20 protein-coding genes, 1 pseudogene and 1 riboswitch are annotated in these 24,206 nt (G+C 68.1%); of the genes and pseudogenes, 6 read left to right on the top strand and 15 right to left on the bottom strand.

From position 1 onward, the window contains the following. The first annotated feature begins 3 nt into the window (after positions 1–3). Positions 4–1,491 (top strand): NAD-dependent succinate-semialdehyde dehydrogenase, encoded by a 1,488-nt coding sequence (locus tag EV646_RS05030; protein WP_199236782.1) that lies wholly within the window; start codon positions 4–6, stop codon positions 1,489–1,491. On the opposite strand, the gene EV646_RS05025 is transcribed toward EV646_RS05030, so the two are convergent. From EV646_RS05025 to EV646_RS40900, 5 genes and pseudogenes are all read right to left on the bottom strand, one after another. Then, entirely contained in the window at positions 1,492–2,139 is a 648-nt protein-coding gene (locus EV646_RS05025; protein ID WP_132144301.1) for a GntR family transcriptional regulator, read from the bottom strand. A gap of 10 nt (positions 2,140–2,149) precedes the next feature. Beyond that, positions 2,150–2,896, bottom strand: a complete 747-nt coding sequence (locus EV646_RS05020) for a maleate cis-trans isomerase family protein (protein WP_199236781.1) — start codon at positions 2,894–2,896, stop codon at positions 2,150–2,152. A gap of 1,511 nt (positions 2,897–4,407) precedes the next feature. Continuing rightward, on the bottom strand, positions 4,408–7,020 hold the full coding sequence (locus EV646_RS05015) for a DUF222 domain-containing protein (RefSeq protein ID WP_132144299.1): 2,613 nt from the start codon (positions 7,018–7,020) through the stop codon (positions 4,408–4,410). 113 nt (positions 7,021–7,133) lie between these two features. After that, positions 7,134–7,409, bottom strand: a complete 276-nt coding sequence (locus EV646_RS40905) for a hypothetical protein (RefSeq protein WP_422386693.1) — start codon at positions 7,407–7,409, stop codon at positions 7,134–7,136. A 61-nt stretch (positions 7,410–7,470) separates the two neighbouring features. Then, positions 7,471–7,893 (bottom strand): annotated as a pseudogene (locus EV646_RS40900) (integrase core domain-containing protein); the annotation flags it as partial. Here EV646_RS40900 and EV646_RS40895 point away from each other — a divergent pair. Then, a complete protein-coding gene (locus EV646_RS40895; protein ID WP_422386692.1) occupies positions 7,853–8,242 on the top strand; it encodes a hypothetical protein in 390 nt (129 codons plus the stop codon). The pseudogene EV646_RS40900 and the gene EV646_RS40895 sit on opposite strands and share 41 nt — an antisense overlap. A 400-nt stretch (positions 8,243–8,642) precedes the next feature. Continuing rightward, a complete protein-coding gene (locus tag EV646_RS05005; RefSeq protein WP_132144297.1) occupies positions 8,643–9,164 on the top strand; it encodes a VOC family protein in 522 nt (173 codons plus the stop codon). A gap of 12 nt (positions 9,165–9,176) precedes the next feature. On the opposite strand, the gene EV646_RS05000 is transcribed toward EV646_RS05005, so the two are convergent. The 9 genes from EV646_RS05000 to EV646_RS04960 form a co-directional block, all read right to left on the bottom strand. Next, a complete protein-coding gene (locus EV646_RS05000) occupies positions 9,177–10,355 on the bottom strand; it encodes a M20 family metallopeptidase (protein WP_132144295.1) in 1,179 nt (392 codons plus the stop codon). A gap of 10 nt (positions 10,356–10,365) precedes the next feature. Further along, positions 10,366–11,955, bottom strand: coding sequence for an allophanate hydrolase (gene atzF / locus EV646_RS04995; protein WP_132144293.1), 1,590 nt, complete (start codon positions 11,953–11,955; stop codon positions 10,366–10,368). Further along, on the bottom strand, positions 11,952–13,964 hold the full coding sequence (locus tag EV646_RS04990) for a 5-oxoprolinase/urea amidolyase family protein (protein ID WP_132144291.1): 2,013 nt from the start codon (positions 13,962–13,964) through the stop codon (positions 11,952–11,954). The genes atzF and EV646_RS04990 overlap by 4 nt, the downstream gene beginning before the upstream one ends. A 2-nt stretch (positions 13,965–13,966) precedes the next feature. Next, on the bottom strand, positions 13,967–14,584 hold the full coding sequence (locus tag EV646_RS04985; protein WP_132144289.1) for an urea amidolyase associated protein UAAP2: 618 nt from the start codon (positions 14,582–14,584) through the stop codon (positions 13,967–13,969). Continuing rightward, positions 14,581–15,255 carry a DUF1989 domain-containing protein gene (locus tag EV646_RS04980; protein WP_132144287.1) on the bottom strand — a complete coding sequence of 225 codons (675 nt, stop codon included), beginning with the start codon at positions 15,253–15,255 and terminating at the stop codon, positions 14,581–14,583. Before EV646_RS04980 ends, EV646_RS04985 begins: the two co-directional genes overlap by 4 nt. Then, positions 15,252–16,823, bottom strand: a complete 1,572-nt coding sequence (locus tag EV646_RS04975) for an amino acid permease (RefSeq protein ID WP_132144285.1) — start codon at positions 16,821–16,823, stop codon at positions 15,252–15,254. The genes EV646_RS04980 and EV646_RS04975 overlap by 4 nt, the downstream gene beginning before the upstream one ends. A gap of 55 nt (positions 16,824–16,878) precedes the next feature. Beyond that, positions 16,879–16,987, bottom strand: a riboswitch (guanidine-I (ykkC/yxkD leader). Positions 16,988–17,097: 110 nt separating this feature from the next. Next, positions 17,098–18,282, bottom strand: a complete 1,185-nt coding sequence (locus EV646_RS04970) for an aminotransferase-like domain-containing protein (protein ID WP_132144283.1) — start codon at positions 18,280–18,282, stop codon at positions 17,098–17,100. A 4-nt stretch (positions 18,283–18,286) separates the two neighbouring features. Beyond that, positions 18,287–19,486 (bottom strand): M24 family metallopeptidase, encoded by a 1,200-nt coding sequence (locus EV646_RS04965; protein ID WP_241995302.1) that lies wholly within the window; start codon positions 19,484–19,486, stop codon positions 18,287–18,289. Further along, positions 19,483–20,232 (bottom strand): maleate cis-trans isomerase family protein, encoded by a 750-nt coding sequence (locus EV646_RS04960; RefSeq protein WP_132144281.1) that lies wholly within the window; start codon positions 20,230–20,232, stop codon positions 19,483–19,485. The genes EV646_RS04965 and EV646_RS04960 overlap by 4 nt, the downstream gene beginning before the upstream one ends. 80 nt (positions 20,233–20,312) lie before the next feature. Between EV646_RS04960 and EV646_RS04955 the strand changes: the two genes are divergently transcribed. The 3 genes from EV646_RS04955 to EV646_RS04945 are packed head-to-tail and all read left to right on the top strand — an operon-like array spanning position 20,313 to position 23,196. Further along, entirely contained in the window at positions 20,313–21,308 is a 996-nt protein-coding gene (locus EV646_RS04955; protein WP_241995300.1) for a D-2-hydroxyacid dehydrogenase, read from the top strand. Continuing rightward, positions 21,305–22,699 (top strand): amidase, encoded by a 1,395-nt coding sequence (locus EV646_RS04950; protein WP_132144279.1) that lies wholly within the window; start codon positions 21,305–21,307, stop codon positions 22,697–22,699. The genes EV646_RS04955 and EV646_RS04950 overlap by 4 nt, the downstream gene beginning before the upstream one ends. Further along, positions 22,696–23,196 carry a DUF3830 family protein gene (locus tag EV646_RS04945; RefSeq protein ID WP_132144277.1) on the top strand — a complete coding sequence of 167 codons (501 nt, stop codon included), beginning with the start codon at positions 22,696–22,698 and terminating at the stop codon, positions 23,194–23,196. The genes EV646_RS04950 and EV646_RS04945 overlap by 4 nt, the downstream gene beginning before the upstream one ends. Before the next feature lie 32 nt (positions 23,197–23,228). Here the strand turns inward: EV646_RS04945 and EV646_RS04940 are convergent, their stop codons facing one another. Continuing rightward, positions 23,229–24,167, bottom strand: a complete 939-nt coding sequence (locus EV646_RS04940; RefSeq protein WP_132144275.1) for an NAD-dependent epimerase/dehydratase family protein — start codon at positions 24,165–24,167, stop codon at positions 23,229–23,231. Between the last annotated feature and the right edge of the window lie 39 nt (positions 24,168–24,206).

Raw genomic sequence — 24,206 nt, 5'->3', positions numbered from 1 at the left:
CCAATGTCTGAATCCACCGTCAGCGACCTGACCGCCGCGGAGAAGAAGGTGATCGCCGCGGTCGAGAAGCGCCTGTACGTCGACGGCCGCTGGGTCGACGCCGCCGGCGGCCGGACGTTCGACGTACTGGATCCATCGACCGGAGAGACGCTGTGCTCGGTCGCGGACGCCTCACCCGAGGACGGCCGGGCGGCGCTCGACGCCGCGGTGGCCGCGCAGCCGGCGTTCGCGAAGACGTCGCCGCGCGAGCGCGCGGACATGCTCACCAAGGCCTACGAACTGCTGCTCGAGCGGATCGACGACCTCGCGCTGCTGATGACGCTGGAGATGGGCAAACCGCTGGCCGAGGCGCGCGGCGAGATCACGTACGCCGCCGAGTTCTTCCGGCACTTCGCGGCGGAGGCGGTCCGGATCGACGGCGGGTACCAGACCGCGCCGGCCGGCAACGCGCGGTTCCTGATCACGCGGCAGCCGGTGGGTCCGTGCCTGCTGATCACCCCGTGGAACTTCCCGATGGCGATGGGCACCCGCAAGCTCGGCCCGGCGATCGCGGCCGGCTGCACGAGTGTGATCAAACCCGCGCACCAGACGCCGTTGTCGATGCTCGCGCTGATGGACATCCTCGCGGAGGCCGGCGTACCAGCGGGCGCGGTCAACTGCGTCACCGCGATGGACGCGGGCGGCGTGATGGAGCCTCTGATCCGCTCGGGTCTGGCCCGCAAGCTGTCGTTCACCGGTTCGACCCGGGTCGGGCGGATCCTGCTCGAGCAGTGCGCGGAGAAGGTACTGCGGACCTCGCTCGAGCTCGGCGGCAACGCGCCGTTCATCGTCTTCGAGGACGCGGACCTGGACGAGGCGGTCGCCGGAGCGATCGCGGCCAAGATGCGCAACATGGGCGAGGCCTGTACGGCGGCCAACCGGATGTTCGTGCACTCGTCGGTGATCGACGAGTTCGGCCGGCGGCTGGCGGCGAAGATGTCGGCGCTGACGGTCGGCCGGGGGACCGAGCCGGGTGTCAACGTCGGGCCGCTGATCGACGAAGCCGGACTGGAGAAGGTGCGCTCGCTCGTCGCAGACGCCGTCGGCCGGGGCGCGACCGTACTGACCGGGGGAGAGGTTGCCTCAGGCAACGGGTACTTCTACCCGCCGACCGTGCTGTCCGGCGTACCGCGGGACGCCGCGATGGCGGATCAGGAGATCTTCGGGCCGGTCGCGCCGCTCACCCCGTTCGACACCGAGGACGAGGTGGTTGCCGCGGCCAACGACACGGAGTACGGCCTGGTCGCCTACGTCTTCACCAACGACCTGCGCCGCGCCCTCCGCGTCGCCGAGTCGATCGAGACCGGCATGGTCGGCCTCAACCAGGGCATCGTCTCCAACCCCGCCGCCCCCTTCGGCGGCGTCAAACAATCCGGCCTCGGCCGCGAAGGCGGCACGGTAGGCATCGACGAATTCCTCGAAACCAAGTACATCGGCATCGCGATGCCGTAGCTAGCGGTTGACGAGGCGGGTGACGGCGTCGTCCATGTGAGCCATGAGGAGGTCGTCGACGTGGAGGTGGTCGCCGGCGCGGATCGCTTGGGCCAGCGTGCGGTGCTCGCCGACTCTCACCTCGGAGGCGGAGTAGGTCTCCTCGAGGGCGTGGATGCACATGCGGGTTTCGGTGATGAAGGTTTTGTGCATCCGGGACAGCCGTGGGCTGTGCGCGAGTTCGACCAGTCGCTCGTGGAAGGCGATGTCGATCTCGCCGACCGCGGCCGGGTCGCCCTCGGCGGCGGCCATCTTGTCGACGATCGCGAGCAGTTCGTCGCCGGCCGCCTCGTAGTCGCCGGCGACGATCTTCCGCGCGGCGGCGCGTTCGATCGCCTCACGGGCCAGGTACATGTCGCGGATTTCGTCGGGCGTCATGTCGATGACGAACAGCCCGCGGTTGCGGATCGAGACCAGTAGCCCTTCCTGGGTCAGCCGCTGCATCCCCTCGCGGAGCGGCCCGCGGCTGACGCCGAACTTGCGCGCCAGCTCGGCCTCGCCGAGTTGAGCGCCCGGCTTGAGCTCCCCGTGCGCGATGGCCTGGCGCAGCTTGTCGGCGACGATGCTCGGCGTCGACTCCTGGGCCAGCGGCTCGATGAAACTGGTCACCCTTGCCCCCTCATGTTCCTGCCCCCTGGGTGGAGGCGTTCCCCGTTGTGGCGAACAACTTTCCTAATCCTGGCAGTGACGGTACCGGGCCGACCAATTGGAGGCCTTTCCACACCGTCACCTGGTTCGCGGTCAGCACCGGCTTGCCGACGGCCGCCTCGAGATCGTCGACAATCTCCAGGGTGTGCATGGCGGTGTCCGGGACCAGAATCGCCTCGGCGTCCGGGTGGTCCGCGGCCTGCACCATCGCGATCACCCGGTCTGGTTCGAGCGTGCCGACCTCGGCCGCGGTGATGATCCCGTGGCTGCCCATCGCGACCACCTCGACCCCGCCTGCGGTCAAGAATTCGACGAAGTGCTTGGCCACGTCTTCCGGGTACGACGCCGCCACCGCAACTCGCCGTACGTCGAGAGCCCGGCAGGCGTCGACGAATGCGATCGACGTGGACGACGCCGGCACGCCGAGCGCTCGCGCGACACCAGCGGCCTGGTTGCGAGCGCCCTCGGGGCCGAAGACGAAGCTGCCCGAAGTACAGGCCCACATCACCGCGTCCGGCTCGGCGGCGCGGAGTTCCGTCGCGCCTTCGGCGAGGCGTTCGGCCCGGCCGAGGTCGAGCAAGGCGTCCACCCGGTGCGCGTCCTCGCCGACCGAGGTGATCACCACCGGCAGCTTGATCGCCCCGTCCAGCCGCGCCTCGAGCGCCGGGTAGTCGTCCTCCGCGCTGTGCCCGGGATACAACAGCCCTACCGTGACCATCCGACCTCCTGTCCGACCCCCACGAAATAGGTAGATTGTCGACAATACTAACGCCTAAGCGTTAGGACGCGAGGGCAATTGAGACCTGAGATAGGGGAGGACTGCGAGGACTCGGCGGTTGTCATCGCCCCCCTGCTCGCGCTCGGTCAACTCACCGAGCGGGTCGGGCCCACCAGTCATGAGTGCGGCGACCACGTCCGGGTCCAGCACTTGACCCCCCGCGCCATTCGCCGGAGCGCCTCCACGAAGTCGTCGATCTCAGAACCCGGTCCTTCAGCAGATACCCCAGCCCAGCACCCCCACCGCGGACCAGGTCGAGCGCGCCCGCCCGGCATGCCTCCACTGAGACAGCAGCAGAACGCCCACCGAACCATGCACCGCACACAACCGCCGTCTGCAGACCTTCATCGGTATGAGTAGGTGGCATCCGAATGTCAACAATCACCACCGGTGATCCAGATGCTCACCCTCCGGCCTGTCAGGTCGGTGCCTCGCGGCCGTCGTCCGCGATCACGACGTGCATGGCAGTTCCGCTTCGATCCGGGTCCCGCCGCCGACGGGGCTCCTGATGTCCAACCGACCGCCCACCGCCGCCACCCGGTCGACGAGCCCCTGCAGCCCACCACCCGGAGTCACAACCGCTCCACAAGTTCCGTCGACCACCTCCAGCAGTACGGCGTCCGTCGTACGCGCAAACTGATCCGAAGGGACGTTGCACCGGCTCCCGAACTTTGTTGTCTAGGGCAACCGTCGGGCACGAGTCGTTCCAGCCGGGCGCGCCGTTCGGACGCGCGTTTGAGCTCCAACCCGATAGCAGCGACGCCGAAGTCGACGCGCCCCAGGATCTACGATGGGTGCGTCGTGTGCCGGGCGGTATGGGTCAGCACCCCCTCCCGCATCAGCACCCCCTGCCGCATCGGCCAGTCCCGAACGGGCCTCGCGGAGTCTGGCCTTCTCTGCCCGGTCTGAGTTGCGCCGTGCTGAATTTCCCGTGCCGGGCGCTCGAGATCGTGCAGGACTAACAACGCGGCCGCGACCTCTGCCGGGCGGATGCCTCGCGCGGGGTACCCGTGGGGCGATCAATCGCCGTCCACCGCTCGTTCGCCAGTGGCTGGTGCGCCGACATCGACGACGACTACGACCGTCTGCGCGGCGGCGACACTCCTGACTCTCCACGTTGCAGCGGCTGGCCGCCGAGGCCACCAATCCCAGTCATCTGGCCGCTCATGCTGGTCTGCGCCATAGATGCCGTTCTGGGTCGCTGGTAGCTGTGCTGACCGGCTGACGCGCATCGCCTTGTATTCGTGAGCTGGTACCGCAGGAGACGTCTGGGATCTGCAGGGGAGATCGACTCCTGGCCGCTTCACCGCCCGGAGCCGGAGCTCGCCTCGGAGCCGCAGCGCCTTGGGCCTGGAGCTTGCCTCAGCGCCGCAGCGCTTTGGGCTTGGAGACGCGCGGTCTGTCTGAGCTCGAGGAGCTTCGTCGTTGGCGACTCATGCTGTCAGTCGCATTTAGAAGGGTGGGGGGTCGTCGGTTCGTATACGCGGCGGCGTGGTCGTGGGGTGGCTGGCGCTTCGGTTGTGCGCACCAGGCCCGCTGACGCCGGCGGGGTTCGCGTGGCCGACGGTGCCACGCGTGCTGGAGTCGTGGGTGTCGAAGCCGTCGACGGGATGGGTGCCGGTGTGATGGTTGTGGGTGGTGACGGGTCCGCGGGCGGGTGGGACGGTGGTGTGGCGGTGGCCGGTGGGTGTGGTGAGGGTGATGGAGCCGTCGGGGTGGCTGGTGGTGGTCCAGCCCCAGGTGGGGGTGTCTTTGATGACGTGGTGGTATTCGCAGTATGGGGCGAGGCCGGTGAGGGTGGTGGTGCCGGTTTGGGTGAAGGGGGTGGTGTGGTCGCGGTCGCAGTCGCGGGAGGTGCGGTTGCAGCCGGGCCAGGCGCAGACGGGGTGGCGGGCGAGGAGGGTTTCGGTGACGAGGGTGCCGGGGTCGTGGCGGGTGGTGGAGGCTTCCAGCACGATGCCGTTGAGCGGGTCGGTCAGCAGCCGTCGCCAGGTGCCGTCGGTGGCGATGCGGCGGGCCATCTCGGCGGGAATGGGGCCGTAGCCGGTCAACTCGGCAGGGTCGTCATCGACGCCGAGGAGGGTCGAAGCGGGCACAACGACTTCGATGTGGGGCCGGCGGCGGTGCTGGTCGGGTAGGCGTCGGCCGAGCCAGTCCAGTCCGTTGCGCAGTATGTGCTCGAACAGATCCGCAGCCACGTCGGCGCGCCGCTGCTCGGCGGTCCGGGCGTCCTTCTCCGCTTCCGCAGACCGGCCGTGCGTCACCGGTTCCGTAGACCGGCCGTGCGTTGCCGGTTCGGCGGTGGCGTCGGCGCGCGGTTGTCCCGCGGTCCGGGTGTCCTTGACCGACTCCGCGGCGGCGTCGGTGTGGCGGGGTGCGGCTATGCGCGTGTCTGTTGGGTTCGTGGCGTGATTGTGCTCCATCTGTTCTGCACTGGCGTCCGCCCACGGTTCTTCGGCGGTGCTGGTGCCCTTTGCCGGACTCGCGGTGGAGTCGTCGTGTTGGAGTGCCGTGGGGGCGTGGTTCATCGCGCCGTCGCTCGGATCGGCGGAGGCGGTGTTGGTGCTGGTCATCGGCGGCTCGGGCCTGGCGGCCGTGGGCGCCGGTCGCGTGGAGGTAGGTCTGCACTCTGCAGGTGCCGTCGCGTGCAGGTCCGTGGCATTCGTGGTGGTGGGATGCACGATGGCCGGCTTGTCGGTGGCGGAGTTGTAGGTGGCGGGGTCGCTGGTGCGGCCCGTGGTCGTGGAGGCCTTGGAGGTGGCCGGGTTGTTGGCGGAGCTGCTGTTCGTGGAGCCGTTTCCTGTGGTGCCGTCGGTGTCACCGCGGGTGGGGTTGTCGCCGGTGGGCGAACCAGTGGTGGTGTCGCCGGTGGTGGGGCTGCCAGTGGTGTTCGTGTTGGCGGCAGGTTCGCCCGCGGCGGGCGCGTTCGTGGCGGCGCTTGTTGCAGACTCGTTGCTGGCAGCGTCGTCGGTCGGGGCGTCGTTGGTCGGGGTGCCGGTGGGGGTGCCGGTGGGGGTGCCGCGTTTGGCGAGGGCTGCGATGGCTTGGATGGTGACCCAGATCTGCTGGATCTTGTCGGCGGTGTGGACGATCCACAGCCCGGCCATGCCGTTGGGCAGCGGGACGATCTTGCAGGTGCGGTCGGCGACGGCGGCGCGGTGGTCAGCGGCGTCCTGGCGGGTGGTGTGTTTGGCGACCTGGCGGCGCAGGGACTCGAGCAGGTTGCGGTGGGTCTGCTGCGGGGCGCGTTTCAGCACGTGGGCCTCGACGGCCTGGGCGGCCTCATCGGATAGCTGGCTGGTGGCCTCGGAGATGGCCAGGGCCTTGCCCCAGGTGAGCGTGCCGCATTTCAGCCCGGTGTGGGTGGCGCGCAGGGTGCTGGTGAGGCGCAGCGCGGTGGTGACGTGGCGGGCGACGGTGGTGGGGGACAGGCCGAGGGCGAGGGCGAGCTCGGCGTGCCAGGAGCGGTCGGGGTCGATCGGGCGGCCCCGGGTGTCGAGCTGGGTGGGACGCGGGGACTCGGTGTGTTCGGCTCGGCGGTGCCGATAGAACGACGCCATCGCCTCGGCCTTGATCGATTCGGCCCAGGCGACCATCCGGGTGGTGGCCTTCATCAACTCGATCAACGCGATCGGCGACATGGCTCGCGGGCGGCTGTCTTCCAGCGCGGCCGCCAACGCGCCGCCGGGCGGCAAGGACAGCCAGGCGGGGGCGTCCAGGGCGAGCAGGGCGCGGTCGGCCTCGTCCTGTTCCACGCCGTGCCATTCCTGCCAGTCCAGGTCATCGACGCGCGAGGATCGGGTCGCGGCCACCGGCGCGTCCAGCTCGACATCCCAATCGTCCGGCTCGGGGACGGATTCCGGGTCGACGGAAAGATCGTGGTCGATCGGGTCGGGCAGGTCGTCGGGAATGTAGTCGGGCGGCCCAGGCGGCCAGGCCGTGCAATGTGCGCAGCAGATCGCATGGCTGGAGCCAGACAGGGCGGCCGCAGACGAGGTGGGCGCGACCGTGTCGGCGGGGACCGGGTGGCCGCCGCCGGGCTGGATGGTCGAAAGGCCCGTCATGCATCTATATTAGAACAGGTGTTCGATTGAGCCAAATCCTTGGAGTGTTGTGTGTGATGTCTCTCAAGACTTCGGTGACAGTTTGTGTCAGGACATCGGTGACGGTTGATGTGTCAGGGCTTTGGTGACGTTCGTGGGTTGTCGGTGTGTGGTCCGGGTGGCCTGGCGTTGCCGACGTAGGTGATGCCGGGTGCGGGTCGGGTGCGCTCGATGAGGATCTCGCCTTCGGGGTTGGTGACGGTGATCTTGTCGGCGTCGGTGATGACGAGGGCCTGCTGGAAGCTGTACTGGGCGCCGGTCAGGTACTGGACCTTGTTCAGGTAGAACCGGTGCGGACCTGGGTCGATGGGTGCGGGGGTGATGGGTGCGGGGGCGGGCGATCTGCTCACGGGTGGGGCGGGGAGCCTCGGCCTTCGCGGTGGCCTCCCAGCCGGTCAGGGGGGTGACGCGGCCGGGTAGGCCCTGGTGGGGCCGCTGGGTGTTGTAGAGGTGGTCGAAGGCATCGACCTGGGCCTGCAGCTCGGTCAGATCGGCGGCCAGCGGCTGCTCGCCGAGGTAGCGGAACAGGGTCTGGTGGAAGCGTTCGGCCTTGCCCTGGGTGGTCGGCTTGTAGGGCTTGCCGGTGATCGGCTCGGCCCCCAGGGCCATCACGTGGACAACGAGCTGGCCCAGGAGTCCACGGCGCGACGGGTTCAGCGCGGACCCGTTGTCCGACAGCAGCCGTTGGCGCACGCCATGAGCGGCCACGGCCTGGTCGAAGACGACAATCGCCGCCTCGGCGGTCTCGCCCCACGCGACGTAGGAGGCGACCGCGCAGCGGGAGTGGTCGTCGATGAGCTGGAAGATCACGCACCTACGCCCCCGGCTCAGCACGCACTCGGTGGCGTCGAGCTGCCAGCAGGCGTTCGGCGCCGGATACACCAACCGGCGCCACGCCGCCCTCGGCTTCCGCCTCGGCTCCAGCCGCGCCACGCCGGCCTCGCGGAAGATCCTGGCCAGCGACGCGACCGAAGGCACCACCTCCAGACCCATCGCCCGCATCTTGTCGTGCACGCTGACCGGGCCGCAGCCCAGCCCGGACTGCTCGAGCGCCGCACGGACCCCGACCGCCTGCCGCCTGACCACATCAGCCAGCCTCGACGGGCTCGACTTCGGCCGCCGCGACCTCGGCGCCAACGCCGCCGCAGGACCGTCGACGAGACTGCGTCGCCCGATCTCCTAGAACGTCTTGCACGAGAGACCGTGCTCGGCACAGAACATCGTCACCGCCCCACGAAGCGCATCAGACGGCCACTGCATGATCGCGAGACGGACACGAGGATCAACAAGCTCGCTCCTCGACACCCACGCAGTCGACCGGCCCCAGGCATCACCGACCCCGCCGACTCACCGAAGTGTCACCACCAACACCCCCGCAACGTCACCGATGTCCCGATACAGAACCGTCACCGATGTCCTGCGACATGACAAGGACTGGGGTTGTGGATGGTGGGATCCGTTGCAGTGCGGGGGATTGTGGGGTGGTTGCTGAGGGCAATGAAACTGCGGTGAAGGCGGGGGAGTAGAGGACAGAGGGTGGCCGGAATTGGTTTTACGGTGAGGGGGAATGGAAGGGGAGTGTGATGGGGATTCCTGAGGGTTATACGACGGTGACGCCGTGGATCATCGGGCAGGACACGGCGGGGCTGATGGATTGGCTGGGGCGGGCGTTTGGGGCTGTGGAGCTCAGTCGGCTGACCGGTGATGACGGGCGGATCGGGCATGCGGAGATGCGGATCGGGAACGCCGTCGTGATGATGTTCGACGCCAAGCCGGAGTGGCCGGCTACGCCCGCGTTTCTTCGGTTGTACGTCGATGACGCGGAGGCCGTGCATGCACAGGCGGTGGCGGCTGGCGGTACGTCGGTGACCGAGGTGACGCATCTGTTCTTCGGTGACAAGGTGGGGCGGGTGCGCGATCCGTACGGGAATCTGTACTGGATTCAGACCAGGATCGAGGAGCTCACCGAGGACGAGATGATGGCGCGTCTCGCCGATCCCGAGTTCACCCGGCGGATGGAGTACGTGCAGGGCGCCGACTTCTTTCCCGGCAGCACCACACAAGCACCCGGCAGCACCACACAGGCACCTGGCCGCAAGACATAGGCACCCGGGCAGTTAGCCGAGTAGGCGCAGAGCGGTCAGGGCGTACGCGCGCGCGGCGGTCGTCAGTTCGGCGATGGAGACGGACTCGTCGGCCCGGTGGGCTTGGGTGGTGACTGAGCCGGGGCCCAGCACGACAACCGGTACGTCGAGGTCCCGGGCGACGTAGCCACCGTCGCAGGCGGCAGTCCAGCCACTCAGCGGTACGTCCGGGCCGCCGGCGTCGACCCGCGCCGCTTCAACAACTCGGACAAGCTCAGCATCGGCCGGTGTCGAGAAGGCGGGCATCTCCATCGGCATGTCGAGGTCGACGGTCAGCCCGCGATCCTCCAGCTTTAACCCCGCGACACGGGAGCGAAGATCGTCGAGTACGTCGGCAGGAGACTCGCCGGGCAGGAGACGGCGGTCGGCAACGACGACGCATTCGGCCGGGACGATGGAGCCGCCTGTACCGCCGTTGATTTGGCCGACGCTCCAGGTCGCGGGGCCGAGCAGCGGATGTGGCGTGGCGGCGAGTTCGGCATGCAGGCGTTCGATCTCGGCCACCACGGCGGCGGCGCCGTAGATGGCGTTCGCTCCGTCGGCTGGGTTGCCTGCGTGGCAGGCGCGGCCGTGGACGGCGACCCGCAGATACGAGTCACCGCGCGCCGCGATGATGGTCTGCAGATCGGTCGGCTCGGCGGTGAGACAGCCAGCAAACCTGCCAGGCGAATCAGCGACGTAAGCGCGAATACCCTTCCCGGTTTCCTCCTCGTCCACGACCGCCGCGAGCTCGACCGCCCCGCTCAACCCGGTACCGCGCAAGGCAGCCAGCGCAACCAGCGCCGCCGCGAGACCGCCCTTCATGTCCGACGCACCGCGCCCATAGATCCGGCCGTCCTGCACCACACCGCCGAACGGATCCGTCGTCCACCCGTCACCGATCGGTACGACGTCCGTATGGCCGAGGATCAGCAGTCCCGGATCGTTGCCACCGGCAAGTGTGATGCTCACGTTGTCGCGATCGGGCTCGACCGCGGACAGAGCAACGTCAAGCCCGAGCTCCCGCCCCGCCGCGGCGAGGACCGCGACGGTCGCGGCCTCCTCGCCGGGCGGGTTCTGGCCGGTTGCCTGCAGCAACTCCGAAGTGACCCGCACCAGCAGGTCTTCGTCGATGCGGTCGAGGACGCTCTGTTCGGCGGGCGTGAGAGTCATGACAGCCAGCCTAGGTGGACCTCCCGGCCAGGTACGCACGCCAGCCGCCGTACGACGTGATGTCGCGTGCCGGATCGGCACCGTCGGCGGTGCACACGAAACCGAGGATGCGCCGGCCGTCCGACAGGTCGAGTGGGCCGATCGCCAACGGTGGTTCGACGGTCGCCGCGAACCCACCGAGTTCCGCGGCCGGCAGACTCCAGACCTCGACCTCGATCCCCGGCCCTGGCTCCGAGGCCGACAGGGTCCGAGTCAGGCCGGGACGAGGTCCGTCGACCAGATACATCCGGTACGACGAAGCCGTCCGCGCCTCGAAGGCGAGCCGCGCACCCCGTCGTACGAGCTCGTCGTTGAGCGGCTGGCCAGTCAGATGCGCACCCGCGACCGCGAGCAGCACCTCACCATCGGAGACGGGCTCACCGCACCACACCGCGGCCAGGTCGATGATGACGTCGTCGTGACCGGCCGGCGCCAGCAACTGCACTCCGAACGGCAGCCCATCGGCACGATCCGGACCCGGGAACGCGACCGCGCAGAGGTCGAGCAGGTTGACCATGTTCGTGAAGCGTCCGAGCCGGCTGTTCACCCCAATCGGGTCGGCGACAACCTCCGCCAACGTGGGATGGCCGGGTGTCACCGGCAGCAGCAGGGCGTCGAGTTCCGTCCACAAACCCTCACTGGCGCGGGCGAGCGTCGCAAGCCGATCGAAGCCTGCGAAGGCCTCCGCAGCGGTCAAAGCAGCGCCACCTCGGACGATTGACCGCACGATCGGATCCACCGCGGGGTCGTCGTCCAGCTTGTCCCCGAAAGCCAGCCAGCGCTCGGCCAGCCATGGCCCGGAATACAGCAATTCAGCGGCCTCGAGCAGCGGCCGCACATCCACCTTCACGACCTCGCCGAGCCGGTGAGCCTGGTCGAGAGTCTCCTGCCACGCCTGCTCGTGCAGCGGATCGAGGTCGAGCGCCAGATCCGGTACGCCGATGACCGCCGCCGCGCCCGGCGTACGACCCGGACGATGCCGCGGCAGGTCAGATGCCCGCCGCGACCAGGCGTCGTCGGCGTCGTACGCGACCATCACGTCGAATACCCGGCGGGCCGTGGCGACAGTCCGGGCCATCACGGTCACGCAGTCGAGTGAGCGGCACGCCGGTACGACGCCACGTGCGGAGACGAGGCCGCGACTCGGCTTGATCCCGACGAGCTTGTTGAAGGCGGCCGGCACTCGTCCGCTCCCCGCGGTGTCCGTGCCGAGCGCGAAGTCGACCTGCCCGCTTGCCACCGCGACCGCACTGCCCGAGCTCGAACCACCCGATACGTGGTTGGGGGAGAAGACCGAATGACAGGCGCCGTACGGCGAACGCGTGCCGACCAAGCCGGTCGCGTACTGATCCAGATTCGTCTTCCCGAGCGGTACGGCGCCGGCCGCGATCAGCTGGTCGACCACGAAGGCGTTGCGCTCCGCCGGGTCCGTCGTCCGTGGATCGCCGGCCGTCGTCGGTACTCCGGCAAGGTCGATGTTGTCCTTCAGAGCCATCGTCAGTCCGTGCAGCGGTCCGGCGGCGGGCTCGATCGGATCGACTCTGGTGATCCACTCGTTCATGCGCCCCACCTCGCCCGTTCGGCCTCGAAGGCCGCACGTCGTTTCGCGCGGATTGTCGCAATGTCCACAGGTGCCTCCTGCTCGATCCGGCGTACGTCGGCGATCGAGAACGTCGCGGGCGTGACCTGGAGGTCCGCCCGGCCGGCGGCGATCTCGGCCCGCTCGTGCGCGAGTTGCTCCGTGCTCACCGGAGTGAATCGGATCAGGTCGAACTGCCGCAGCAGCCAGGGTTGCTCGTCGTTCCGGGAGAGCCGCCAGACCGGCACGGTCCGCCCGACCAACTGGTACCCACCTGGGCCTTCCATGCCGTACACGCAGAGATAGATGCCGCCGATGCCGACCGCGTTCTGAGGTGTCCAGGTCCGCGCTGGGTTGTACTTCGTCGTCACGAGCCGGTGCCGCGGATCGATCGGTACGGCGACCGGCGCGCCGAGGTAGACGTCGCCTAACCCGACCACCAGGTATGTCGCCGCCTGCATGATCTCGAAGACCTCGTCGCGGTCGTGCAGATCGTTGACACGGCGGATGAACTCGACGTTGTCGGGACACCAGGGCGCATCGGGGCGGACCGACGTCGCGTACCGCCGCATCGCCTCATGAGCCTCGGGGTGGTCGAACGCGATCGGCAGGGTGACCTCGCGCGCCGGCAGTACGACCTCGGATGGATCCGCCAACCCGGCGGCCAGGAAGGCGAGACGCTCAGCGAGTGCGATCAGGCCCAGGCGCGTCGAGTCGACCGCCACCAGGAGCGACCGCACACCCTCGACGATCTCGACGACACCGTCTGGTCGGTCGTCGCGCAACGCCTGTGCCAGCAGGTGAATCCAGACCCGGACAGTCAGATCGAGCTCAGCCGGTCCGGCCTCAACCAGCAGGTGCCGTTCACCCGCACACCTGATCGTGTACGGCGGAGTCGTCTGCCGTTTACCGGCGTACGGCGGAGCCGTCTGCCGTCCGGCTGTGTACGGCGGAGCCGCCTCGGCGCCGGCCGATTGGTGCAAGGCTTTGGGACGGTCTGGACGACTTACCTCCGGTGCAACGGTCGGCGGCTCCTGGCGGAGGTCTGCCAGCCATCGACGCCGTCCGCGGATCGCGTCCTCCGCGACCTCGAGCGTCACCGGCGCCAACTGGACCGAGTCGCCGGGCCGGAGCTGCCCTAGCATCCATCGGTCCGCCTCGATGACGACCGCGGGTACGACGAAGCCGCCGAGCGAAGGGCCGTCCTTGCCGACAATGACCGGGGTGTCGCCGGACAGCATGATGCCGCCGACCGGGTAGGCCGAGTCGTGCACGTTGGACGGATGCAGACCGGCTTCACCGCCGTCGGTCCGGGCCCAGCCGGGGACGGGTCCGACGAGCCTGATCCCGGTGCGATCGGAGCGATGGTCGACAATCCAACTGTTTGCGAAGAACGCCTCGACGCCTTCGGCGGTCAGGTGTTCCGGGGCGCCGTGTGGGCCGGGGATCACGCGCAATTGCCAACAATCCGACATCGCGGGCAGGTCGACCGACAGCGGACTGAGCAGATTCTCCCGCCGGCCGAGCGGAAGCCAGTCGCCTGCGGCGAGCGGTTTGCCGTCGTGACCGCCGAAGCCGCCCAGTACGAACGTCGACCGGCTGCCGAGCACGCGCGGAACATCCAGTCCGCCTTCAAAGGCGACGTACCCGCGCATCCCTGGTCCGGCGAGCGGGCCGACGTCCAGGACAGCTCCGGCCGGGAGGCGGACGACCATCCCGGGCCGCACCGGCAGATTGTCGATCGTCGCATTGTTCGCCGCGCCGCCGATGCAGATCAGCCGGTCCTCGTCGCAGGTCAGCACCGGCCCGGTGAGCACGCACTCCAGACCGGCCGCACTCTCCGGATTGCCGACCGCGGCGTTCACCAGGGCGAAGCTGAGCTCGTCGGCGGCGCCTGACGGTGGTACGCCGACATCCCACAACCCGGGGCGTCCGGCCAGGTCCTGCACGGTGGTTTGGGTGCCGCCCTCAATCAACCTGATTGTCGACAACCTCACCACCAGCCCAGCAGTTGCACCGGTGTCGGATTCCAGCCGTTGCAAGGATTGTTCAGTTGTGGACAGTTGCTGATCAGGACGAGGATGTCGCGGCTCGCGGTGATTTCGACGTACCGGCCGGGTGCGGACAGACCGTCGTCGAACTTCAGGTCGCCGGCCGGGGTGACCGGTACGTTCATGAAGAAGTTGACGTTGTGGGTGAGTTGCCGTTGCCCGATGCCGGCCTTGGCTCCGTAGTAGAGGAAGGTTTGCCGGCACGCGTGCTGGTGGCGGGTGAATTCGCCGTACCGGATGACGTTGCTCTCCTGCGAGCACGCGCCGCCGACGGTGTCGTGCCGGCCGCAGGTGTCGCCGGTGATGACCGCGAGTTCGTCGAGCTTCGCCGACAACAGGCGTGATCCGGTGGTCAGGTAGACGGCTCGCTGTGCGCGGATGGTGTCGAAGGCCGAGTACCGGTTGTCGATGTCGTGCGCGTCGTAGAACAAGGTGTCCACGGCCTGGTTGCCGTGCAGGTCGACAATCCGCAATCTGCCGCCCGCCGGGACAGGGATCAGTGCGCCGTCACCAGGCTCCACGATGCTGTCGAGGGTGACGGCTGTTTCGGTGAGACTCATGCCATCAGCCCCCGGGTCAACTCGAGCGCCCGCACCGCTTCCTCCCGCAGCTCGAGCTCGTCGGGCTCGTCCGCAGGCTTTATACGTACGGCGACGCCCGCGGCCGCCGGTTGGTGGGACAGCGCGCCGCCCGCGGCCGCCGGATGATCTGACAGCGCGACGCCTGGGCTCGCCGGATGGTTCGACAGCGGGTGGGGTGCGGTCGAGATGAACACCAGCAGGTCTTGTTCTGCCCGGAGAGTGACAGCGTCGCCGGCTTGGGCGTGGTTGGGGACGATTGTCAACGATGCGCGGGAGTCGTCGCTGATGGCGACCTTCGAGAAGAAGTTGATGCAGCCGTGCAGGTCCGCCGTACTGAATCCGTGCTTGGCGAGTTCGACCAGCAGCAGTCGGTCGGGGATGAGTCCGGTGAGGCAGTCGTGCCAGTCAAGAGTGGATGCGACGACCGTCGCCAGGGCTAGACCACGGTCCGACATCAGGACCAGGCCGGCCCGGATCCGAGCGGTCATCTGCGACTTCAGCGTGTCCGGGATGTTGAGGCGATCGAGGCGATCCGCGCCGATGATCAGCACCGACGCGTTCGCTCCGTCGCCCAGAGCCGTCAGAGTAATGCTGCGTCCAGCGCGAACCGGCACGGACCGGACGGCGGCGCCGGGAATGTCGTAGTTCATGCGCCGGCTCCTTCGACTGCTGCCGCGGCAGCAACCGGCACGACGAGTCCGATCGACGCGTGGTACGCGCTGCGCTGAGCGCGGTAGGCGATCAGACCGCCGAGGGCGACGATCGCGACCGTGATCAGCGGGAGGTAGTGCAGGTACCAACCGTCACCCGCCGGATCGTAGACATCGGCGCGCGGCCAGCCGAGGTTGATCGCCATCGTGAGTCCGTAGGCGACCGCGATCACGTTCACGACCACGCCGAAGCGCCCGAGCGAGAATAGTGGCTTGCCGTTCTCGTCCACTCCCTCGGCCAGGCCGTTGCCGGTCAACCGCCGTACAAGCATGGGAGTAGTGACCATCAGATAGGCGATGTACAGCAGCATGATGCAGACACTTGCCAGGCCGAGGAAGAGCCCCGCGTTGCCCACGTTCACCACCAGGCAGACGGCCGCGAGTACGCCGGGGACGATGGTCGCCGTCACCGGAGTGCCGGTACGACGCGACACCTGGCGCAGCTGGGCCGACGCCGGCAGGACGTTGTCGCGTGCCATCGAGAAGATCATCCGGGCCGCGGCCGTCTGGATTGCCAACGTGCAGACACAGACCGCGAGCGCGACGTCGAGCAGGAGAAGCTTGCCGGCGGTCGTACCGAGCCGGCTGGTCAGGACGTACGGCAGTCCTTGCGTGGCGAGATCGCCGTCGGTCAACGACGGAGCGGCCATCAACGCGGCGATGATCAGGAACGCACCGCCGATCCCGGACGCGATCACTGCGCGCAGAATCGTCCGCGGCGTGGTCGCGCGAGGCTTGTGCGTCTCCTCCGACAACTCACCTGCACTGTCGAACCCGACCAGCACGTACGCCGCCATCAACGCAGAGATCAGCAGCGGTACGACGTACCCGGTCGAACTGTCGAGGTTCGTCGTGTGCAGCACCACCGCCGGACCGCGCTCGGCTCGGCTTGTCAACAATATGACGATCAGAACGACGCCAATCAGCTCGCACGTCACCCCGACCGAGTTCACAACAGCCGCGATCCGGACGCTGGTGGCATTGAGCAAGGTGGTAGCCGCGAGCAGCAGACAACCCAGTACGACGGCGTTCGCGGCGCCGTCCTTGGAAGCCAGACTGGAGTCGGTCCCGACCAGCTGGAAGCCGGACCAGACTGCCGGGAGCACCACCTGCAAGGCGATCGCGGCGGTCGCCAGCGTGATGATCTGCGCGATCACCATGGTCCAGCCCGCGAACCAGCCGACGACAGCGCCACCGAGACGCCGGGCCCACTGGTAGATCGCACCGGACAACGGGTAGCGCGCGGCCAGTTCGGCGAAGCACAACGCGACCATCAACTGGCCCGCGAGTACGGCGGGCCAGGTCCAGAAGAAGGCCGTTCCGCCGAAGCCGAAGCCGAGGCCGAACAGCTGGAACACAGTGGTGAGGATGGACACGAACGAGAAGCCGGCAGCGAACGAGGCGTAGCTGCCGACTCGGCGCGAGAGTTGCTGGGCGTAGCCGAAGCCGCCCAGATCCTCCGCGCTTGGTTCCCCGGCGTGCGTCAGTGTTTCGGGAGTGGCTGACATTCCGGCCTCCATCGGATCGGCCCGGAATGCACACGGCAGCCCGGGGCCAGCTAAGGCCTCCCGGGCTTTTGTCCCGCCGTGGAACGACACCGTCGCAACGGCGCCGCCTCCCCTCTCGGACCAGTCCTGCCGTCGCCGGCAGCGGAACCCTAGGGGCGCCCCGCCCTGTCAGCGGGTCCCATTCAGTTCAGGACGCGTTGGTTTCGGCCGCGGACGTGCTGTGTAACAACGGCGTAAACGAATTCTCTCACCTGCATGTCGTTGCTATCGGCAACTAGCTCACCTTGTCGACTGCCCGGCGTAATCTGGCGACGCCGTCGTGGATCCGTTCCGGCGGGGTGGAGGCGAAGCACAGCCGGAGTGCATCGTCGAACCGGCCAGTGGGCGAGAACGCCGTACCGGGGATGAACGCCACGCCTTCCGCGAGCGCGACTTCGAAGAGCTCGGCGGTGTTCACGCCGTTCTCGAGGGTGACCCAGAGGAAGAAGCCGCCCTGCGGATCGGTCCACCGGGCGATGTCGCCGAAGTGCTCTCGCAGTGCCGCGTGCATCGCCTCCTTGCGTCGTTTGTACTGGGCCCGCTGGGTGACGAGATGATCTTCGAGGTGTCCGCCGGTCAGGAATCCGGCGAGCAGACGCTGGGCGGGCAGGTTGGTGCAGGTGTCCATCGCCTGTTTGGCGTTGATCAGAAGCGGTTGCAGTTCCGGATCCGTGTCGACCCATCCGACGCGCAGGCCGGGCGCGACGATCTTGGAGAACGTCCGTACGGCGAACACCAGCGGATCGCCGGCGCCGAGTTCGCGCAACGTCGGCAGCGGGTCTCCGTCGAACCGCAGCAGCCCGTACGGATCGTCGTCGATCACCATCGAGCCCCACGATCGCGCGAGCTCGAGCAACCGGTGCCGCCGCTCCAGCGACAGCGTCGCGCCGGACGGGTTCTGGAAGGTCGGGATGGTATAGATCGCCTTCGGGCGACGTCCCTCAAGTAGGCGAGGCAGATTGTCGACAATCATGCCGTCGTCATCGACCGCGACCTCCAGCAGTTCCGCGCCGTACGAGAGAGCGGTCGCACTGCCGTTCGTGTACGTCGGTGACTCGACCACGACGAGGTCGCCGGGGTCGACGAAGAGCTTGCAGAACAGATCGAGCCCCTGCATGCCGCCCGCGGTGATGGTGAGCCGTTCCGCGGTGGTCTCGTCGCTCGTTCCGCGCAGCATTTCCAAGAGCGCCGCGTGCAACGGGGGATCGCCCTCGGTGGCCGCGTAGTCGTACGCGTCGGCGAGGCTGAGTTGCTCGGCGGCGATCTCGGCCAGGATCCGCGCGGGCACCGCCTCGGCTGCCGGTGAGCCCATCGCGAAGCGCACGATGTCGTGCGTCTGCTTGTGCAACAGCGACGTACTCGAGTCGATCACCGAGCCGACCAGTCCGGCGACGCGTTCGGCGTACGGGAGAGCCTTCAAGGATCTACCTCCTGATCGTGAGTTCGTGCGGCAGGTCGGTGAGTTGTTCGACGCCGGTCGACCTGACCACTACCGGCTCGGACAACTCGTAGCCCCAGCCGTCCATCCACATGCCGAGGATCACGTGGAACGCCATGCCCGCTTGGAGCACGGTCGTTTCGGTTGCGCGCAGGCTGACCGTGCGTTCGCCCCAGTCGGGCGGGTAGCCGATGCCGATCGAGTACCCGATCCGCGATTCCTTCACCAGCCCGTGTGCCGCGATCACCTCGGTGAAGGCAGCGTGTACGGCGCTTCCCGTGACGCCCGGTCTGATTGTCGACAATGTGGCTTGCATGCCTTCGGCAACTACCTTGGCGGTGTCGCTGAGCCGCTGGGGTGGATCGCCGAGCATCACCGTCCGAGCGAGGGGAGCGTGGTACCGCCCGAAGACGCCGGCGACCTCGATCGTGGTCGCCTCGCCGGCTACGAACGGGCGGTCGGTCCAGGTGAGGTGCGGCGTACCTGCCGCTTCACCGGTGGGCAGCATCGGCACGATCGCCGGGTAGTCGCCGCCGTGTTCAGGGGTTCCGATCGCTTGTGCGGCGAGGATCTCGGCGACCAGGTCGCACTGCCGGCGGCCGGGGCGGAGCTGGTCGAGGGCGATCCGCATCGCGTGCTCGGCGATCGAGCCGGCGATCCGGAGCTGCCGCAGCTCGTGCGGTGACTTGACCAGCCGGACCCAGTTCACCAGCTCGGCCGAGTCGACCAGCCGGTGGCCGGGCAGACCGTTGCCCAGGGCAAGGTACGCGCGGGCGGAGAAGAAGTGCGCATCGGCTTCGACGCCGACGTCGGCGCCGGCCGGGATCAGCTCGCGAGCTCGTGCCGCGATCCAGTCGTATGGGTGGACGTCGGGCTGATGAACCAGATCCTCGGGGTAGCCGTGGATCTGTTCCGCGCGGAGATTGCAGGTGTACGCCGCTCCGGCCGCATCCATGGCGCGCGCGAACAGGTGTGGTTCGCCGTCGGCCGGGACGACCAGGCACTGCGGGGTATAGAACGACCAGGCGTTGTATCCAGTCAGGTAAAAGAGGTTTGCCGGATCGTTGACAATCAACGCACCGAAACCCCGCTCGCCCATCGCGGCCCGGACTCGCTGCAGCCGGCCGACAAACTCATCCGCTTCAACTGCCTGATCCAACGCATCGGGCAGCTCGGACATCCTCATGCGAGCAACCGTTGGCCTTGGCCGATGGCTTTTCGGCCGGCTAGAGCTAGGGCGGACCACATCGTGACCTGGTTGGCGGTGAGGACTGGTTTGCCGATAGTCGCCTCGAGATGGGCGATGACGTCGTACGTCGGGAGGTTGGTGCAGCTGATGAAGATCGCGTCGGCATTCGGATTGTCGACAGTGCGCACGAGCTCGACCGTCGCCTCGTACGGGACTGTCCAGATCTGAGCGATCAGGCCGAGTCCCGCGGTAGCGACGACCTCCACATCCGCCTCGCCGAGGAATGTGCTGAGTCCGGCGGTGAGATCGTCGGTGTACGGCGTGACGGTTGCGATGCGGCTGATGCCGAGGTGTCGCAGGGCGAGGAGCAGGGCGCCGCTGGTTGTGACCGCGGCGGGTGCGCCGGCTGCGACCATCGCGTCGACGAGCGCGGCCTCGCCGGACAGGCCGCCGACGAAGCTGCCTGAGGTGCAGGCGTAGGCGACCGCGAGTGGCGCGACCGGCAGTACGTCGACCGCGGCCTGAGCGATGAGGGCCGGATCGGAGATGTGGACCGCCATCTCGAGGGTTGCCGCGAGGGGCGCGTACGGCGTCCTGGTCAGATGCAGGGTGACGTCGTCGGGGACCCAGCGCCACAGCTCCCGGTCCAGGGCGAAGTCGTACGGCGCGACGACCCCGATGCCGGTCTGGAGGAGTGGTGGTTCCACGGGAAGCAGCTCGTGGGTGGGAGGGCGCAGCGTCATGCAGCTCAGTGTGCGGCCAGGCGTCGATCGATCACAAGAGATTGTTGACAATCCTACGGGTCGGTTCCTAGCCTCAAGGCGTGCCTCCCTCCTCCGAGCTCCCCATCATCGCGGTGCTCTGCGAGCGAGCCACCGACCGCCCACCCGGCCTCGAAGCCCTCAGCACCTCGGATCCTCGCGTCGACTTTCGGTTTTGTGATGCCGAGGGGTTGCGGGAGGCGGTTCGGGGCGCTCGGGGGTTGATGTTGTGGGACTTCTTCTCGACCGCGGTTCGGGATGTTTGGGCCGATGCGGGGTCGGTGGAGTGGATTCATGTGACCGCGGCGGGCGTGGACACGCTGTTGTTCGATGCGTTGCGGGATTCGGACGTTGTTGTGACGAATGCGCATGGGGTGTTCGACCGGCCGATTGCGGAGTATGTGCTTGGCGCGGTGATCGCGCACGCCAAGGACAGTCGGCACAGTTTCGAGTTGCAGCGGCGGCGTGAGTGGCGGCATCGGGAGACGCGGTCAGTGCTCGGGGCGACGGCGCTGGTTGTCGGCACTGGGGCTATTGGGCGGGAGATCGCGCGATTGCTGCGGGCGGCAGGTCTGCAGGTGCGCGGCGCCGGGCGGGTGGCCCGGTCCGCGGATCCGGACTTCGGGGAGGTGGTTGCTAGTGGCAATCTTGCGGACGTGGTCGGGGATGTTGACCATCTGGTGCTCGCGGCGCCGTTGACCGCGGCCACCAAGGGATTGGTCGACGGCAAGGTGCTGGTTGCGATGAAGCCGGGGGCGCAGCTGGTCAACATTGCTCGCGGTCCGATTGTCGACGAAACCGCACTGCTCAAGGCTCTCCAGGATCAGCACATCGCGGCGACGCTGGATGTCTTCGATCGTGAGCCGCTGCCGCCGGAGCATCCGCTGTGGGATGCGCCCGGTGCGACGATCACCGCGCACATGTCCGGCGACGTACTCGGTTGGCGGGACGCGCTCGCCCAGCAGTTCGTCGACAATCTGCAGCGCTGGCTCGCCGGTGAGCCCCTGCTGAACGTGGTGGACAAGAAGCTCGGCTACATCCCGACAGGAGACAGATGACGTCCAAGGCACAGGCGACCGACCTGCTCGAGGGGTACCGGACCGGCGCGATCTCGCCGGTGGAAGCAACCCAGGACGCATTGGACGCGATCGAGCGGTACGACGAGCAGGTGAACGCCTTCGTGCTGGTGGACGCGGAAGGTGCGCTCGCTGCCGCGAAGGAGTCGGAGGCCCGGTGGCATGCCGGGGAGCCACTGGGGGCCGGCGACGGTGTGCCGACCTCGATCAAGGACGCGCTCTGGACCAGGGGCTGGCCGACGATGCGCGGCAGCACGATGATCGACGAGCACGGTCCGTGGGACGAGGACGCGCCGTGCGTCGCCCGGCTCAAGGAGACCGGCGCCGTCATCCTCGGCAAGACGACGACCCCGGAGTACTCCTGGAAGGGCGTCACCGACTCCCATCGGTACGGCGCGACCGGCAACCCGTGGGATCCGTCGAAGACCTCCGGTGGTTCCAGTGGCGGTTCGGCGACTGCGGTCGGTCTCGGCATGGGCGCGTGGTCGATCGGCACCGACGGTGGTGGGTCGGTGCGGATCCCGGCGGCGTTCACGGGGACGGTCGCACTCAAACCGACGTACGGGCTGATCGCGTTGTATCCGCCGAGTGCGTTCGGCACGTTGTCGCACGCCGGGCCGATGACGCGGACGGTCCGGGACACGGCGGCGCTGCTCGATATCGTCACCGGGTTCGACGTGCGCGACTGGTCCGCGATGCCGACGCCGGCCACATCTTTCCTGAGCGGGATCGATGACGGTGTGGCCGGTCTGCGGATTGCCTACTCGTCTGATCTTGGTTTTGTTGACAATCAACCGGAAGTCGAAGCGCTGGTGCGCGCCGCCGTCGACGTACTCGCGGATGCCGGGGCCGAGGTGACCGAGGTCGATCCCGGCTTCTCAGATCCGGTCGACGCGTTCAACGTGCTCTGGTGGTCCGGCGCGGCGAAGGTGCTGTCGGCGTACACGGTCGACGATCGTGTTGATCCGGGACTGCGCCGAGTTGCCGAGCTCGGGTCGTCGTACTCGGCCTCCGACTTCCTCGACGCCACCCAGGTCCGGATGGAACTCGGGCTGCTGATGGGACGCTTTCATCAGTCGTACGACGTACTCGTTACGCCGACGCTGCCGATCACGGCGTTCCCCATCGGGCAGGACGTGCCGGATGGGTGGGCGTCGCCGGATTGGACGAGTTGGACGCCGTACACGTATCCGTTCAATCTCACCCAGCAGCCGGCGCTGAGTGTGCCGTGCGGGTTGACGTCCGACGGTCTGCCGGTGGGCATGCAGATTGTCGGACCGCGGCATGCCGACGCGCTCACGTTGCGCGTCGGGCAGGCGTACCAAGCGGCCACTGATTGGCATTCGCGAACACCGACCTTGGAGGCACGATGAGCAGGTACATCACCGTCAGCCTGGACAAGCGTGGCGTGAGTTGTGTCGCGAAGTTGCTCGACGACGTGGCGCCGCGGACGTGCGCGGCGGTGTGGGACGCGCTGCCGTTGTCCGCGCCGGTCTTTCACGGGAAGTACGCGCGGAACGAGATCTACACGCTGCTGCCGGCGTTCGCCCCGGCCGATCCGGGGAAGGAGAACACGACGGTCACGCCGATCCCGGGGGATCTGTGCTGGTTCTCGTTCGACTCCGATGATCTCGGCAATCCGGCGTACGGGTACGAGAACTCGGCCGGCACCGGGACGACGGGGGCGATTGTCGACCTGGCTGTGTTCTACGGGCGGAACAACCTGCTGATCAACGGCGACCAGGGCTGGGTGCCGGGGAATGTCTTCGGTGCGATTGTCGACAATCTGGACGAGATGGCCGCGGCCTGCCAGGACCTCTGGATGGGCGGCGCCCGCGGCGAAACGCTGAGCTTCGCCCGCCGCGACTGACCGCGCTGGGCGTGGTCAGTCGCGGGACTGAGCTACAGACCCTTGCGGAAACCCTCCCGCCAGGACGAGTAGCCGGGTTGCCAGTTGAAGGTCTTCTTCGCCAGCGAGTTGTCGACGCCGCGCCAGGTGGTGAAGGCGGCGACGCCTACATCGCCCACTGCGAGCTTGCCGACCCAGGTCGGGACCTTGAAGGGCCGCTTGGCGCCGAGGATGCTGGCCAGCTCGGGGAGCCAGACCGAGATCGGAGCCGGGTCGTCGTCGGCGATGTTGTAGATGCCGGTGGCGTCGCCCTCGATCGCCTTGACGGTCACGGCGGCCGCGTCGTCGTAGTGGATGAAGGACCAGACGCCGGAGCCGGCGCCGACGATCGGCATCCTGCGCTTCTTGATCAGCTCGACCACCGAGCCGCCCTTGCCGAGATCGGCGGTCGGGCCGTAGAAGCTCGCGTAGCGCAGGACCACGCCCTCGATCCCGTCGGCGTTCGTGACCACCGACTCGAGGTGCTTCATCGCGGCCAGCGTCTCCCGCATCCCCGGGAGCGGGTTCGGGTTGAGCCCATCCGCCTCGGCGCCGAGCGGGGTCGGACCGGGTTTGATGTTCCAGCCGGCGTACGACTGGACGACGAACCGTCGTACGCCGGCAGCTTGGGAGGCCGCGAGCAGGTGATCCGTGCCTTCGGTGCGGAGCCGGTTTGTCAGCGCGAAGCTCTCGTCGAACTTCTTGAAGTCGATGCTGCCCCGCAGCGCCGTCATCTGGTGGACGACGACCTCCGGCCGCACCGACGCCACCGCTTCCTTGACCGCTGCGCCGTCCAGGCCGTCCGCGAGTACGACGTTCGCACCCTGGGCCCGGAGGGCGGCCGCACTCGACTCCGACCGGATCATGCCGGTCACCTCGTGACCGGCCGCCATCAGCTGCGGTACCAGCGACTGGCCGATTCCGCCTGTTGCACCTGCTACCAAGACCTTCATTTCTGTTCCTCCGTCGTCTGTGTGTTACAACCCGGAGGA

Source organism: Kribbella antiqua, assembly GCF_004345665.1.
In the GTDB taxonomy this organism is placed as follows: domain Bacteria; phylum Actinomycetota; class Actinomycetes; order Propionibacteriales; family Kribbellaceae; genus Kribbella; species Kribbella antiqua.
This window is presented reverse-complemented; position numbering and strand designations above follow the sequence as displayed.

Bases quoted from the DNA above. Each gene is read 5' to 3' on its own strand.
- EV646_RS05030 (WP_199236782.1), top strand. From the start codon at position 4: ATGTCTGAATCCACCGTCAGCGACCTGACCGCCGCGGAGAAGAAGGTG.
- EV646_RS05020 (WP_199236781.1), bottom strand. From the start codon at position 2,896: ATGGTCACGGTAGGGCTGTTGTATCCCGGGCACAGCGCGGAGGACGAC.
- EV646_RS05015 (WP_132144299.1), bottom strand. From the start codon at position 7,020: ATGACGGGCCTTTCGACCATCCAGCCCGGCGGCGGCCACCCGGTCCCC.
- EV646_RS40895 (WP_422386692.1), top strand. From the start codon at position 7,853: ATGAGCTGGAAGATCACGCACCTACGCCCCCGGCTCAGCACGCACTCG.
- EV646_RS05005 (WP_132144297.1), top strand. From the start codon at position 8,643: ATGGGGATTCCTGAGGGTTATACGACGGTGACGCCGTGGATCATCGGG.
- EV646_RS05000 (WP_132144295.1), bottom strand. From the start codon at position 10,355: ATGACTCTCACGCCCGCCGAACAGAGCGTCCTCGACCGCATCGACGAA.
- atzF (WP_132144293.1), bottom strand. From the start codon at position 11,955: ATGAACGAGTGGATCACCAGAGTCGATCCGATCGAGCCCGCCGCCGGA.
- EV646_RS04985 (WP_132144289.1), bottom strand. From the start codon at position 14,584: ATGAGTCTCACCGAAACAGCCGTCACCCTCGACAGCATCGTGGAGCCT.
- EV646_RS04980 (WP_132144287.1), bottom strand. From the start codon at position 15,255: ATGAACTACGACATTCCCGGCGCCGCCGTCCGGTCCGTGCCGGTTCGC.
- EV646_RS04975 (WP_132144285.1), bottom strand. From the start codon at position 16,823: ATGTCAGCCACTCCCGAAACACTGACGCACGCCGGGGAACCAAGCGCG.
- EV646_RS04965 (WP_241995302.1), bottom strand. From the start codon at position 19,486: ATGAGGATGTCCGAGCTGCCCGATGCGTTGGATCAGGCAGTTGAAGCG.
- EV646_RS04960 (WP_132144281.1), bottom strand. From the start codon at position 20,232: ATGACGCTGCGCCCTCCCACCCACGAGCTGCTTCCCGTGGAACCACCA.
- EV646_RS04950 (WP_132144279.1), top strand. From the start codon at position 21,305: ATGACGTCCAAGGCACAGGCGACCGACCTGCTCGAGGGGTACCGGACC.
- EV646_RS04945 (WP_132144277.1), top strand. From the start codon at position 22,696: ATGAGCAGGTACATCACCGTCAGCCTGGACAAGCGTGGCGTGAGTTGT.
- EV646_RS04940 (WP_132144275.1), bottom strand. From the start codon at position 24,167: ATGAAGGTCTTGGTAGCAGGTGCAACAGGCGGAATCGGCCAGTCGCTG.